We start from the raw sequence: 12,283 nt of genomic DNA, 5'->3' as shown, positions 1-12,283 counted from the left end.
GGCGCTAGACCTTCTTGTCCAGCGTCGTCTTGATCTCTTCCTCGGCGTTCGTGAACGCGGTCATCGATCGTTCGACGTTGTGCTGCATGCCCCGCAGCGCCTCGACGATGTTCGCGAACCCTTCGGACGAACCCTGTGCACCCGGCTCGTAGTCCTTCGCGAACTCCTTGCCGGCGTCATCGCCGCCCCAGCATTGGCCGAGCGAATTCATCGCGGCCAGCAGTTCCTTGCCCGCGTCGTCCAGCTGATCCGCGGCGAGGCCCAGCTTGGCCGCGGCCGTCTTCACCGCGTCCGGATCCGCGGTGAACCCACCGTTCGGCATCAGACTCCCCTGGTCAACCAGCTCGAAGGCGGTTCTTCCTCATCGTCGTCCTGTTGGCGCACCCGTTTCGGCACCGGTTTCGGCGCCGGCGGCGCGGGCGGGGCCGGAGGAGCAGACGGCGGCGTGTCGTCCTTGATCATCAGCGGGGCGTCGAAATCTTCGTCGGACTTCGACGGCGCCTCTTCTTCTTCCACGAGGAAGTCCGGGATCGACGGCATCAGCCCTTGCAGCGAAGGCGCGCCTTCGATGAGGTCCGAGAGGTCCGGCAGCCCTTCGGTGATCGGGGCCATGAGGTCGGCGACCTGCTGCTTGACCTGCAGCGATCCCTGACGCACCAAGGTCAGCACGGTGTTGGCGAGCTGTGCGGGAGTGGTGCGCTCGAAGGCGTTCGGCTGGATCTCCAGTTTGGCGAGCGTGCCGGTCGCGTCGATGGTGGCGCGGACGAGGCCGTCCTGCGAGACCACCGTCGCCGACGTCTGCGAAGCGGCTTCCTGCGCGTCCCGGAGCTGGGCCGTCTGGCGCTCGAACTGCTCGAGCAGCGTGTCGACCTGGTCCTTCATGGCGGCATTGCGCGCTTCAAGGCGTGCGCTGTCGTCGCCGGCCGTCGTCACTTGAGCCCCCGCAAGTACTTGATCCCGGGCATACGCCACCCGGTGTCGGTAAGCGTCACCCTAATGCCATGGGCGGAGCCGTATCAGTGGTTCTCCCTTTTCGCACCGCGAGCAGGTGGGCGGCGGCGCCCGCCAGGTAGAGGACGGTGGCCGCGATCAGCAGTCCCGGCGAGCGTCCGTCGGCCGGGATCACCGTCGCGGCCAGGGAAACGGCGGCGACCTGGGTGAGGTTGAAAAGCGTGTCGTAGAGCGCGAAGACCCGCCCTCGCGCCTCGTCGGCGACGTCGAGCTGAACCGACGAATCGACGCAGAGTTTCAGCACCTGTCCGGCCCCGGTCACCAGGAACGCCGCGACCAACGCGGCGGGCACCAGCATCGGCAGGCCGAGCGCGGACTGCGCGACCGCCGCCAGCACCAGCGCGCCCACCACGACGCGGACCCTGCCCAGCAGCCGGATCAGCCGGGCGGTCAGCAGCCCGGCGACCAGGATCCCCGCCCCGGCGAACGCGGCCATCTGCCCCAGCCCCGCCATCCCGGCGCGGAAGATCCCGGCGTCGGTGAAGTGATTGCGCATCAGCAGCACGGTCACCAGCAGCGAGATGCCGTACGACGCGCGATGGGCGAACAGCGCGACGAAGCCGGCCGTGACACTGGGCGTGCGCCAAGCCGCCTTCGCGCCGTCGGCGAGGCCGCGGGCGACGGCGAGGGCCGGATTCGACGGCTCGTCGACCGTCGACGGCCCGAGCAGCCCGCGCGTGAACCCCGAGGCGAGGACGGCGGCGCCGATCCCGCCCAGCGCGGCGACAGCGGTGACCCACGCGGAACCGGCGTCGTCGGCGCCGGTCAACGCCCGGAGGCCGATCGCGCAGCCGCCGCCGACGACGGCGAGCACGGAACCCCACGTCGCCGCGAAGGCGTTCGCGGCGACCACGGATTTCTTTTCGACGACGTGCGGAATCGACGCGGACAGACCCGAGCCGATGAACCGGGAGATGCCTTCCGAAGCCAGTGCCAGGGAGAACAACCCGATCCCCGCCGCTCCCGTGCCCACCGCGACGGCCGTCGCGAGGATGGTGAGGGACCGCAGGAGGCTCGCGAAGATCAGGACCTTCCGGCGGTCCCAGCGGTCGAGCAGCGCGCCCGCGAACGGCCCGACGAGCGAATAAGGCAGCAGCAACGCCGCGAAACCGCCCGCCATGGCGAGCGCGTCGGCGGCGCGTTCGGGGTTGAAGAGGACGGCACCGGCCAGCCCGGCCTGGTACATGCCGTTGCCCCAGTGCGCGGAGAACCGCGTGAACAGCAGACGGCGGAAGTCATGGTCGCGAACGAAGGTCCGGGCAAGACGCGGAGGCGCCGGGGCGCTGATCGTCACGGACCCGCAGCTTAGAGAAGGCGGCCGGTGCGCTTTAGGGTCGCCTCTCGGCGGCTATGCGCAGTGTGGCTCCAGCCGGACGGTATTCCACAAAGGCGGTTCTTCAGTGAGCCCGGGGGACACGGAAAGCGCACCGACCGTTGTGTCCAACGGTGCTCGTGATGCTGTTGTTCCCAGTGCCGGACGATTTGTCCTCACTCGAAGTGGGATCATGGCGGACGTGCCAGCGGACGCCGAGGTCGAACCGGGAACGCTCCTGGTCGCCGCCCCCACGATGTTCGATCCCCATTTCCGGCGAACCGTCGTGTTCGTCATCGATCACCGGGACGAGGGAACGCTCGGCGTCGTGCTCAACCGGCCGAGTGACGTCCCGGTGTACGACGTGCTCCCCAACTGGGGCGGGCACGTCGCCGAACCGCAGTCGGTGTTCGTCGGCGGTCCGGTGGAGAAGAAGACGGCGTTGTGCCTGGCCGCGCTGCGGACCGGTGAGACGGCGTCCAGCGTGCCGGGGGTGATCGCCGTCCGCGGTCCGGTCGCGCTGGTCGATCTCGACACCGATCCCGAGATCCTGGTCCCGAAGGTCCGCGGCGTGCGGGTCTTCGCCGGGTACGCGGGCTGGGACTCCGGCCAGCTGGCGAACGAGATCGAACGCGACGACTGGGTGATCGTCCCGGCGTTGCCCAGCGACGTCCTCGCCTCGCCGAACCACGACCTCTGGGGCCAGGTGCTGCGGCGTCAGGGCATCCCGCTGGCGCTGCTGGCCACCCATCCCGGAGACCTCCAGCGCAATTAGGCGGTGGCGGTGTCGGCCTTCTTGAAGACGCCGCAGGTCCCGCAGGCGCAGCCACTGCATCCGGCGGGCCGCTCCGGTTCGGGCTCGGGGACCGTCGCGGCGGCGCGGTTGCCGAGCACTCCCCCGGCCGCGACCAGCGCGATCAGCCCGACCACGCCCACGATCGAGGCCAGTACGAGGCCGGACGTCGTCGGCATGATCAGCCCGGCGACTCCCGCGAGCACGGCGATCACGCCACCGGCCAGCGTCGGGAGCCCGGCGACCTTGTTGCCGAGGCGGAAGGCCTCTTCGCTGCGCATCGTGGCGGCGGTGCGCACGCCGGCGCCGCGGTCACGCGGCAGCTTCTCGCGCAGGCCGAGGAACCCACCCCAGCCGACGAGGACACCCAGCACGATCGGGACCAGCGCTATGACGAACACTCCACGAGGATAAGCGTGACGTTCCGGCAACCTGCCGGATACCCTGATCGACTGTGCTACAGGCCATGTCACGCCGAGTTCTAGCAGCCGCCCTGATCGGGGCCGTCCCCCTCACCCTGATGGCGGCACCAGCCGCCGAAGCGGGTCACCGTCCCCTTCGCCTGATCGGGGAACAGATCGTCCCGAACGCCCTGCCCTACGAGGGCACGGTCGTCGGCGGTCTCTCCAGCATCGACTTCGACCCTCGCACCGGCGAGTACGCGCTGATCTGCGACGACCGGTCCGCGATCAACCCGGCCCGGTTCTACACGGCGAAGTTCTCCCTCGACGCCAAGGGACTCGGCCCGGTCACCTTCACCGGCACCAAGCCGCTCCTGCGCCCCGACGGCACGCCGTACCCGCCGCTCGCGAAGAACGACCCCGCGCAGCCGCCGAACATGCGGACCATCGATCCCGAAGAGCTGCGCGTCGACCCCTGGACCGGCCGGTACGTCTGGTCGCAGGAAGGTGAGCGGTCGGCGGCGGCGCGGATCGATCCGTCGATCCGCGAGGCGAAGCGCGATGGTGCCTACGTCCGTGACCTGCCGATTCCCGCCAACGAGAAGATGGCCGAGACGGCGGGGCCACGGCAGAACCTCGCCCTCGAAGGCCTCACGTTCGCGGGCTTCGGATCGCTGATCGCCAGCTCGGTCGAAGGTCCGTTGCTGCAGGACGGACCGGAAGCGAACACCACGTCAGGCGCCCTTTCGCGGATCACCGTGCAGTCGCGGTCCGGGCCGATCCTGGCGCAGTACGCGTACCCGCAGGAGAAGGTGTTCGCGGCGCCGAATCCGCCCGGCGCCTTCGCGACCACCGGCATCTCGTCGCTGCTGGCCGTCGACCAGGCCGATCCGACGCGTTACCTGGTGATGGAGCGTTCGTTCGTCACCGGCGTCGGCAACAAGATCCGCATCTACGAGATCGACACCAAGGGCGCCACGAACATCCTGAAGACGCCCTCGCTGGCCGACGCGAAGAAGGTCAAACCGGTCAAGAAGCGCCTGCTGGCAGACCTCGCGGACTTCAAGTTGTCCACTGTGGACAACGTCGAGGGGATGACATGGGGACCGCGCCTGCCGGGCGGCGAGCGCAGTCTGGTGCTCGTCAGCGACAACAACTTCTCGCCGACGCAGGTGACCCAGTTCATCGCTCTGGCGGTCCCCTCGGAACGGCTTTGACCAGCGGGTTAAACTGGCCATATGGACACGGCTCGGCTGCTCCTTAGCCTGCCGCGCTGAACTCGGCCGATCGGCCGGGACCAGCGCGGCGACCCCTCATGCCCTCCGGGCTGAGGGGTCGAGTTGTTTCTGGAGTGGCTTGACGTGGATGAGCACGGAGGATTTCGGCGATGAACCAGGCGAGCGAAGGCGCCGACGCGGCCCCTCAGCACCGCTACACCGCGGAGCTGGCGGGCCAGATCGAGCAGCGTTGGCAGGACTACTGGTCCGACCACGGCACCTACCACGCGCCGAACCCGGTCGGCCCGCTCGCGGACGAGAGCGGAGAGGTCCCGTCGGACAAGCTGTTCGTCCAGGACATGTTCCCGTACCCGTCGGGCGCCGGCCTGCACGTCGGGCACCCGCTGGGCTTCATCGCGACCGACGTCTTCGCGCGTTACCACCGCATGATCGGCCGCAACGTGCTGCACACGATGGGCTTCGACGCGTTCGGCCTGCCCGCCGAGCAGTACGCGGTGCAGACCGGGCAGCACCCGCGCAAGACGACCGAAGAGAACATGGAGACCTACCTGCGCCAGATCCGGCGCCTGGGCCTGGGTCACGACGAGCGTCGCCGGATCTCGACGATCGATCCGGACTACTACAAGTGGACCCAGTGGATCTTCCTGCAGATCTACAACTCCTATTACGACGAGAAGGCGGGCAAGGCCCGGCCGATCGTCGAGCTGGAGACCGAGTACGCGCAGGACAAGCGCAGGACGCCGGACGGCCGCAACTGGTGCGAGCTGACCCGCGCCGAGCAGCTGAAGATCATCGACTCGCATCGTCTGGTCTACCTGTCCGAGGCGCCGGTGAACTGGTGCCCCGGCCTGGGCACGGTGCTGTCGAACGAAGAGGTCACCTCCGACGGCCGCAGTGAGCGCGGCAACTTCCCGGTGTTCCGCCGCAACCTGCGTCAGTGGATGATGCGGATCACCTCCTACGCCGACCGCCTGGTCGACGACCTGGACCTGCTGGACTGGCCCGAGAAGGTCAAGTCCATGCAGCGCAACTGGATCGGCCGCTCGCACGGCGCGCGCGTGTCGTTCGAGGCCGGCGAGCGGAAGATCGAGGTCTTCACCACCCGCCCCGACACCCTGTTCGGCGCCACGTACCTGGTGGTCGCGCCCGAGCACCCGCTGGTCGACGAACTGACCGCCGCCACCTGGCCGGAAGGCGTCGACGCCCGCTGGACCGGCGACGCGGCGACGCCCGCCGAAGCGATCGCCGCCTACCGTGCGGCGGCGGCGCGTAAGTCCGAATTGGACCGTCAGGAGAACAAGGAGAAGACCGGCGTCTTCACCGGCTCCTACGCGGTGAACCCGGCCGACGGCAAGGAGATCCCGGTCTTCGTCGCCGACTACGTCCTGATGGGTTACGGCACCGGCGCGATCATGGCCGTCCCCGGCCAGGACACCCGCGACTGGGAGTTCGCCGAGAAGTTCGGCCTGGAGATCATCCGCACCGTCCAGCCGTCGGACGGCTTCGACGGCAAGGCGTTCACCGGCGACGGACCGGCGATCAACTCAGGCTTCCTGGACGGCATGGGCGTCGACGAGGCCAAGAAGACGATGATCGGCTGGCTGGAGGAGCACGAGCACGGCCGCGGCACCGTCCAGTACAAGCTGCGCGACTGGCTGTTCTCGCGCCAGCGTTACTGGGGCGAGCCGTTCCCGGTCGTCTACGACGAGGACGGCCAGGCCCACCCGCTGCCGGACAGCATGCTGCCGGTCGAACTGCCCGAGGTCGCCGACTACTCGCCGGTGACCTTCGACCCGGAGGACAGGGACAGCACGCCGTCCTCGCCGCTGGCTCGCGCGACCGAGTGGGTCGAGGTCGAGCTGGACCTGGGCGACGGCAAGAAGACCTACCGCCGCGACATCAACACCATGCCGAACTGGGCGGGCTCCTGCTGGTATCAGCTGCGGTACCTGGACCCGACCAACCCGGACGTGTTCGTCGCGCCGGAGAACGAGTCCTACTGGGTCGGCCCGCGTCCGGCCGAACACGGCGTCGACGACCCCGGCGGCACGGACCTGTACGTCGGCGGTGTCGAGCACGCGGTGCTGCACCTGCTGTACTCGCGGTTCTGGCACAAGGTGCTGTTCGACCTGGGCCACGTGTCGTCCCAGGAGCCGTACCGGAAACTGTTCAACCAGGGCTACGTCCAGGCGTACGCCTACACGGACGCACGCGGCGTCTACGTCCAGGCCGACCAGGTCGAGGAGCGGGACGGCAAGTTCTTCTTCGGCGACGAAGAGGTCAAGCAGGAATACGGCAAGATGGGCAAGAGCCTGAAGAATGTCGTGACGCCTGACCAGATGTCCGCCGACTACGGCGCCGACACCTTCCGCTTCTACGAGATGTCGATGGGCCCGCTGGACGTCTCGCGGCCGTGGGCGACCAAGGATGTCGTTGGCGCGCAAAGGTTCCTGCAGCGGCTGTGGCGCCTGGTCGTCAACGAGGACACCGGCGAACTGCGTGTGTCCACTGTGGACGCGACCGATGAGGATCGCAAGCAGCTGCACAAGACGGTCGCCGGAGTCCGCGAGGACTACGCGGAGATGCGGTTCAACACGGCCGGCGCGAAGCTGATCGAGCTGAACAACCACGTCACCAAGACCTACGGTTCGGCCGAAGCCACGCCGCGGGAACTGGTGGAGCCGCTGGTGCTGATGCTGGCGCCGCTGGCCCCGCATCTGGCCGAGGAGCTGTGGAAGCGCCTGGGCCACGCGGATTCCCTGGTGCACGGGCCGTTCCCGGTCGTCGACGAGAAGTACCTGGTCGAGGACACCGTCGAGTACCCGATCCAGGTCAACGGCAAGGTGCGCTCGCGCGTCACCGTGCCCGCCGACGCGGGCAAGGACGTCGTGCAGGCGGCCGCGCTGGCCGACGAGAAGGTCGCCGCGCTGGTCGGCGACGGCACGCCGCGCAAGGTGATCGTCGTGCCCGGACGTTTGGTCAACATCGTGCTGTAGCGCTGTGGCCGATAGCCGCCAGCGTCGAGGGTCATGAGGCGATTCGATGGAGTTGTTCAAGGACAACGAAATCGAACGGAGAACACCCCATGACCCTCGACGGCAAGGTGGCTTTGGTGACCGGCGGCAGCCGCGGGATCGGTGCCGCCACGGCGATCCGGCTCGCCGAAGACGGCGCCGACGTCGCACTCACCTATCAGCACAACGCCGCGCTCGCGGCCGGTGTCGTGGACGAGATCAAGGCACTCGGCCGCCGTGCGCTGGCGATCCAGGCCGACAGCGCCGACGCCGCGGCCCTGGTTTCCGCGGTCGACACGGCGGTCGCCGAGTTCGGCAGGCTCGACGTGCTGGTCAACAACGCGGGCGTCGGCTTCGTCGGCCCGCTCGACCAGACGAGCCTGGAGGACATCGACCGCGTGCTCGCGGTCAACGTCCGCGGTGTCTACGTGGCCACACAGGCCGCGGCCCGGCACCTCGGCGACGGCGGCCGTGTGGTCACCATCGGCAGCTGCGTCTCGGACCGCGTTCCCGGCCCCGGGATGTCGCTGTACGCGGTGAGCAAGACCGCGCTGCTGGGCCTGACCAGGGGCCTCGCCAGGGAACTCGGGCCGCGCGGCATCACCGTGAACCTCGTACACCCCGGCCCGACCGACACCGACATGAACCCGGCCGACGGCCCGTACGCCGCCGACCAGCGGAGCCTGACGGTGTTCGACCGCTACGGTTCGCCGTCGGAGGTCGCCGCGACCGTGTCGTTCCTGGCCCGGCCGGAAAGCAAGTACGTGACCGCGGCGACCGTCTCGGTCGACGGCGGGCACGCGGCGTAGCTCACTCCGCGGTGAGGCCGATTTCGCGCGCGAGATCGGCCAGCATCGCTTCGAAGAGGACGTCCGGTTTCGAGAACGGGATCGGATAGTTGCCGAAGACCTCGAGCGTGACGTGCCCGTAGAGCCGGGCCCAGAACTGGATCATCAGGTACGTCACGCCGAGGTCGAGCTTCTCCAGCGGGAACGTCGCCCCGGACTCCTTCAGCACGGCGAGCAGTTCCTCTTGGAACGACGTGAGATCGTCGCGCAATTCGACGGGGACCACGTCGTTTGACGGCGTCACCAGATCGTGCATCGCGAGCACCCTGCCCGCCGCCGCGAGGAAGATCCGCCCGAACGGCTCGTCCAGCCTGCTCAACGTGTCATCGCCCGAAGGCGACGCGAAGACCAGCGTGAACTCCTTGGTGTGCGTGAGCGCCCAGCGCCGGAATCCCTTGCAAATGGCGAAAAGCTGCAACGCTCCCTCGTCCGGCAGCTGCGCGATGTCCTCGGCCAGCCCGGCAGCGAGATCCGCGACGACGTCCGCACGCAGGTGCTCGACCAGATCGTCCCGGGAGCCGTAGTAGCGATACAACGCCGGCGCCGTGATGCCGAGCTCGCGTGCGATCGCCCGCAGGGTCACGGCCTCCGGCCCCTGCTCGACCAGGAGCGCCCGCGCCGTCCGGCGGATGTCCTGATCGGTCGCGGCGCGCTCGCGACCCCTGCGGCCGGTGTTGGTCATCCGCGCATTCTAGGTGGTCAGTGCGGGAATGGAGCCGCATGGCCTCACGCTGTCGCGGGCTGGCTTCCGCATCCGCAACTCGTAGCGTTCCACGTTGATGAGACGCCTACTTCCGCTGATCGTGCCCGTCCTGCTCTGCGCCGCCTGCGTTCCCCGGCCCGGCCCCGTGGACGCCGCCGCGCCTCCACCACCACAACGCTTCATCCTGAAGGAGACCCCCAGCACCGAACCGGCGGCCACCTTCCAGGGGACGCCGGTGCACAACGCGTGCGCGATCCTCACGTCCGACGTGCTGGCGGCCGCGGGGCTGGCCTTGAAGGACGGCTTCCTCCAGGGCGGCGACCGCCTGAGCACCACCGACGGAGACCGCCCCGACCTCGCCGGAAAGGGCCTGTGGGCGAGTACCTGCGGCGGCAGCGTCACCGTGTCCGGCGCGCCGAACCTGACTGATGTCAGCGTTAACCTGCACGTCCTGCACTCACGCTTTTCGCAACGGATGGACTGGCGGGACGCCGTACTGGAGGTCGACGTCCGGCAAGTGTCCGAGAGCTCGCCAGAAGACATCAGCATGAGCATCCAGACCGACTACAACATCCTGGAGCTCCGCATCAGTGGCTTCACCAAGCTCCCCGATCCCGAAGCCACCTTGGCGACGTTGCTCGACGGCATCCGCCGGAACGTCGCCCAAGGGCCGCGGTCCATGCCCGTGCACAGCTACCCCGCGCCGTACGACCTCGTCGCCGACCCTTGCGCCGCCTTCCCAGCGGAGGTCTTCACCACGATCACCGCACGGCCGACCGATGGCCTGCAACGGGATCTGTTCAGCTTGAGCGAAACGCCGGGTGCGGAGCACAACAGTGTCCAGATGCGCTGCGATCGCGCCGGCCAGGTAGACCTCTCGGAGGGAATCGCGCCAAACGTCACCGTCAGCCAGACCGTGCTGTCCGTGCCGGGCTCTGCCGTCGCCGCCGTTCGCGAGCAGTGCGAATTCAGCCGGGGCGAGCCGCTGTCTCGGCCGATCGGAGAGGCCAGTTGCGCCCTTCCCGGCACCGAGGGTGGCCAGGTCCTGTTCCGCAGCGGTCGTTCGGAGGTGCGCGTCAGCGTCGTCGCCGCCAAAACCGATGCGGCGACGACTCGCGAAAACCTGCTCAAAGGCGCCGAGGCCGTCTATGCCCGGCTCACGCCCTCCCCTTGAGGTTCTTCAGGACTTCGACTGCCACGTCACGGCCGAGGTCACAGGCGTCCTTGCCTTCGCGGTACGCATTCTCCCCGAGAGAACCTGACACCGAAAAGGCGAGCTGATCGGAGATACCGACCACCACGACGCAATGACGTTCGTCGCCTGAGGCCTTTCCGGCGTACCCGATCGCAGGAAAGCCGTCGATGGGAGCGAGTTCCATCCAGCGCTCTGCTTTAGGTTTTACGTTTTTGTAGGCGAGGCTGATGCCTTGGTCGGACTTGGTTTGATAGCTGACTGTGAATCCCGCGCCGCTGCCGGACGAAGCGTTCCACCTGCAGGCAGCGCCGAGGGCGTCGGTGCTGGGTTTGGCGGGGTCCGGATCGCCGAGGAAGCCTTCAAGTTGCTGAGCAGTCAGGGCGCTGTCGCAAGGGCTGCCGTCGAGCGCCTTTGCTGGCAGCGGCTTTTGCACGGCGGGCGCTCCGCTGTGCGGGACACCCGCCGCGCTCGATGATGCGGCAGGTGCAGTTGTGCCTGGTGTCGGAGTGCCGGGAGTGTCGCGGTTGCCATCGCAGGCAGTCAGAAGCAAGGTGCCGGCGGCCACAAGGGTAAAAGTGGCCAACAGGTGCCGTGAAATCATTCGAATGACCCGCGTTTCTTGGTTTCTTCGGCTGCCAGCCGATCGGTTTCCTCAGTCATTCCCAGGGCCTTCTTCAGTCGGAGAATGAGTTCCTCGTAGTATTTCTGCTGAAATCGCAGATGCCCTACATAGAACTCCCCCGTCTCGTTGACGCCGTTCGGGCCGCCCACCGCACGTTCGCTTACCGGGTCTTTTCCTGGCGGGTCGACCTGGTGCAATTTCGCCGCAGAGTCGTACTGCTCGAGGATGAATGTTAGCTGGTCTTGGCACTTCTTGAGCAGGGCCCGCATCTCGTCACCGCTCATGGTGAAGCCCTGGCCGCTCGCCGGTGCCGCTCCACCGCCGACGACGTCGTCACTGTTCTGGAACCAGACATCTCCGAAGAACGAAGTCATCGAGATCTCCCCCTTTACTTCAGTCCGTGCAGGGTCGCGTAGAGGACGTCGACCAGGACGTCCCTGCTCCCCGGTTCGAAGCTGACCAGCGGTTCGCCGTCGTCGCCCGGCATCACGTAGGTGAGGACGCGGCCGGCGTGGGCGGTGTCGACCACGGTGAGCGGAGTGCTCCTTGTGCCGTTGTTGGCCGCGTAGAGCTGGTGCACCCCGGTGCGTTTCGCCGCCATCAGTTCCCGCGCCGAGGGCAGCGGGTCGTAGGCGGGCTCCTCGGTCGGGTCCTCGAGGTCGTAGGAATCCTCGTAGACCGGCTGGCCGGAGAAGCGCGATTTCGGGATCTTGACCGGATTGATCCGGGCCGGTGCGACCGGGGGCAACATGTCGACCAGGGATTCGGCGCCGTAGCCGGGATCGATGACGTCGATGCGGATCTTCTCGTCCTGGCGGATCACCCGGACCGCGTCCGGGCCGGACGCCGACACGAGGATGTTCCCGGTCTCGTCCGACTCGATGTCGCCGAGCCAGGCGGTGAACCGCAGCGGGCCGGTGGCCAGCACCCGGAGGAGATCACGGAACTCCCTGGTCAGAGTGCCTCCGGAGGCCAGCTTCAGCTCGGTGAGGGTGTCGAGCACCGCGTCGTCGAGCTTCTTCTTGGTGTCTTCGGCGAGCCACAGGTGGTCCGGGCCGAGCGCCGCGGGCGGAGTGCCGTGGCGCTCCCATTCCCACGCGGTGAGCAGGACGGTCTTCGGCAGGTACAGGGGTGCTTCGAACACGG

13 protein-coding genes are annotated in these 12,283 nt (G+C 68.1%); 5 read left to right on the top strand and 8 right to left on the bottom strand.

Annotated elements, in window-relative coordinates:
- Positions 1–4 precede the first annotated feature (4 nt).
- From ACIHAO_RS02150 to ACIHAO_RS02140, 3 genes are all read right to left on the bottom strand, one after another.
- On the bottom strand, positions 5–322 hold the full coding sequence (locus tag ACIHAO_RS02150; RefSeq protein ID WP_396554334.1) for a WXG100 family type VII secretion target: 318 nt from the start codon (positions 320–322) through the stop codon (positions 5–7).
- Positions 322–882: a YbaB/EbfC family nucleoid-associated protein gene (locus tag ACIHAO_RS02145; RefSeq protein WP_396554333.1), complete on the bottom strand. Its 561-nt coding sequence runs from the start codon at positions 880–882 to the stop codon at positions 322–324. Before ACIHAO_RS02145 ends, ACIHAO_RS02150 begins: the two co-directional genes overlap by 1 nt.
- 106 nt (positions 883–988) lie before the next feature.
- Positions 989–2,305 (bottom strand): MFS transporter, encoded by a 1,317-nt coding sequence (locus ACIHAO_RS02140; protein WP_396554332.1) that lies wholly within the window; start codon positions 2,303–2,305, stop codon positions 989–991.
- Between the two features lie 211 nt (positions 2,306–2,516).
- Here ACIHAO_RS02140 and ACIHAO_RS02135 point away from each other — a divergent pair, with 211 nt between their 5' ends.
- Positions 2,517–3,098: a YqgE/AlgH family protein gene (locus ACIHAO_RS02135; protein ID WP_396554331.1), complete on the top strand. Its 582-nt coding sequence runs from the start codon at positions 2,517–2,519 to the stop codon at positions 3,096–3,098.
- On the opposite strand, the gene ACIHAO_RS02130 is transcribed toward ACIHAO_RS02135, so the two are convergent.
- Positions 3,095–3,517: an SdpI family protein gene (locus ACIHAO_RS02130; protein ID WP_396554330.1), complete on the bottom strand. Its 423-nt coding sequence runs from the start codon at positions 3,515–3,517 to the stop codon at positions 3,095–3,097. The genes ACIHAO_RS02135 and ACIHAO_RS02130 overlap by 4 nt on opposite strands.
- A 65-nt stretch (positions 3,518–3,582) precedes the next feature.
- Between ACIHAO_RS02130 and ACIHAO_RS02125 the strand changes: the two genes are divergently transcribed.
- The 3 genes from ACIHAO_RS02125 (at position 3,583) to ACIHAO_RS02115 (ending at position 8,578) form a co-directional block, all read left to right on the top strand.
- Entirely contained in the window at positions 3,583–4,734 is a 1,152-nt protein-coding gene (locus ACIHAO_RS02125) for an esterase-like activity of phytase family protein (RefSeq protein WP_396554329.1), read from the top strand.
- A 170-nt stretch (positions 4,735–4,904) separates the two neighbouring features.
- Positions 4,905–7,751 (top strand): leucine--tRNA ligase, encoded by a 2,847-nt coding sequence (gene leuS / locus ACIHAO_RS02120; RefSeq protein ID WP_396554328.1) that lies wholly within the window; start codon positions 4,905–4,907, stop codon positions 7,749–7,751.
- A gap of 89 nt (positions 7,752–7,840) precedes the next feature.
- The gene (locus ACIHAO_RS02115; RefSeq protein WP_396554327.1) at positions 7,841–8,578 is read left to right on the top strand and encodes a 3-oxoacyl-ACP reductase family protein; all 738 of its coding nucleotides are present in this window, start codon (positions 7,841–7,843) and stop codon (positions 8,576–8,578) included.
- Position 8,579: 1 nt separating this feature from the next.
- Here the strand turns inward: ACIHAO_RS02115 and ACIHAO_RS02110 are convergent, their stop codons facing one another.
- A complete protein-coding gene (locus ACIHAO_RS02110) occupies positions 8,580–9,299 on the bottom strand; it encodes a TetR/AcrR family transcriptional regulator (protein ID WP_396554326.1) in 720 nt (239 codons plus the stop codon).
- A 121-nt stretch (positions 9,300–9,420) separates the two neighbouring features.
- Here ACIHAO_RS02110 and ACIHAO_RS02105 point away from each other — a divergent pair, with 121 nt between their 5' ends.
- Complete coding sequence (locus tag ACIHAO_RS02105) at positions 9,421–10,494, top strand: hypothetical protein (protein WP_396554325.1); 1,074 nt, start codon at positions 9,421–9,423, stop codon at positions 10,492–10,494.
- Here the strand turns inward: ACIHAO_RS02105 and ACIHAO_RS02100 are convergent.
- From ACIHAO_RS02100 to ACIHAO_RS02090, 3 genes are read right to left on the bottom strand one after another with little or no spacing between them, the layout of a single operon-like run.
- Positions 10,478–11,116 (bottom strand): DUF3558 domain-containing protein, encoded by a 639-nt coding sequence (locus ACIHAO_RS02100; protein WP_396554324.1) that lies wholly within the window; start codon positions 11,114–11,116, stop codon positions 10,478–10,480. The genes ACIHAO_RS02105 and ACIHAO_RS02100 overlap by 17 nt on opposite strands.
- Positions 11,113–11,511, bottom strand: a complete 399-nt coding sequence (locus ACIHAO_RS02095) for a hypothetical protein (RefSeq protein WP_396554323.1) — start codon at positions 11,509–11,511, stop codon at positions 11,113–11,115. The genes ACIHAO_RS02100 and ACIHAO_RS02095 overlap by 4 nt, the downstream gene beginning before the upstream one ends.
- A 14-nt stretch (positions 11,512–11,525) precedes the next feature.
- Positions 11,526–12,281 (bottom strand): ESX secretion-associated protein EspG, encoded by a 756-nt coding sequence (locus ACIHAO_RS02090; protein WP_396554322.1) that lies wholly within the window; start codon positions 12,279–12,281, stop codon positions 11,526–11,528.
- Positions 12,282–12,283 lie beyond the last annotated feature (2 nt).

Origin of the sequence: Amycolatopsis sp. NPDC052450, assembly GCF_044547565.1 — a bacterium.
Lineage (GTDB): Bacteria > Actinomycetota > Actinomycetes > Mycobacteriales > Pseudonocardiaceae > Amycolatopsis.
This window is presented reverse-complemented; position numbering and strand designations above follow the sequence as displayed.

Bases quoted from the DNA above. Each gene is read 5' to 3' on its own strand.
- ACIHAO_RS02150 (WP_396554334.1), bottom strand. From the start codon at position 322: ATGCCGAACGGTGGGTTCACCGCGGATCCGGACGCGGTGAAGACGGCC.
- ACIHAO_RS02145 (WP_396554333.1), bottom strand. From the start codon at position 882: ATGAAGGACCAGGTCGACACGCTGCTCGAGCAGTTCGAGCGCCAGACG.
- ACIHAO_RS02135 (WP_396554331.1), top strand. From the start codon at position 2,517: ATGGCGGACGTGCCAGCGGACGCCGAGGTCGAACCGGGAACGCTCCTG.
- ACIHAO_RS02125 (WP_396554329.1), top strand. From the start codon at position 3,583: ATGTCACGCCGAGTTCTAGCAGCCGCCCTGATCGGGGCCGTCCCCCTC.
- leuS (WP_396554328.1), top strand. From the start codon at position 4,905: ATGAACCAGGCGAGCGAAGGCGCCGACGCGGCCCCTCAGCACCGCTAC.
- ACIHAO_RS02115 (WP_396554327.1), top strand. From the start codon at position 7,841: ATGACCCTCGACGGCAAGGTGGCTTTGGTGACCGGCGGCAGCCGCGGG.
- ACIHAO_RS02110 (WP_396554326.1), bottom strand. From the start codon at position 9,299: ATGACCAACACCGGCCGCAGGGGTCGCGAGCGCGCCGCGACCGATCAG.
- ACIHAO_RS02100 (WP_396554324.1), bottom strand. From the start codon at position 11,116: ATGATTTCACGGCACCTGTTGGCCACTTTTACCCTTGTGGCCGCCGGC.
- ACIHAO_RS02095 (WP_396554323.1), bottom strand. From the start codon at position 11,511: ATGACTTCGTTCTTCGGAGATGTCTGGTTCCAGAACAGTGACGACGTC.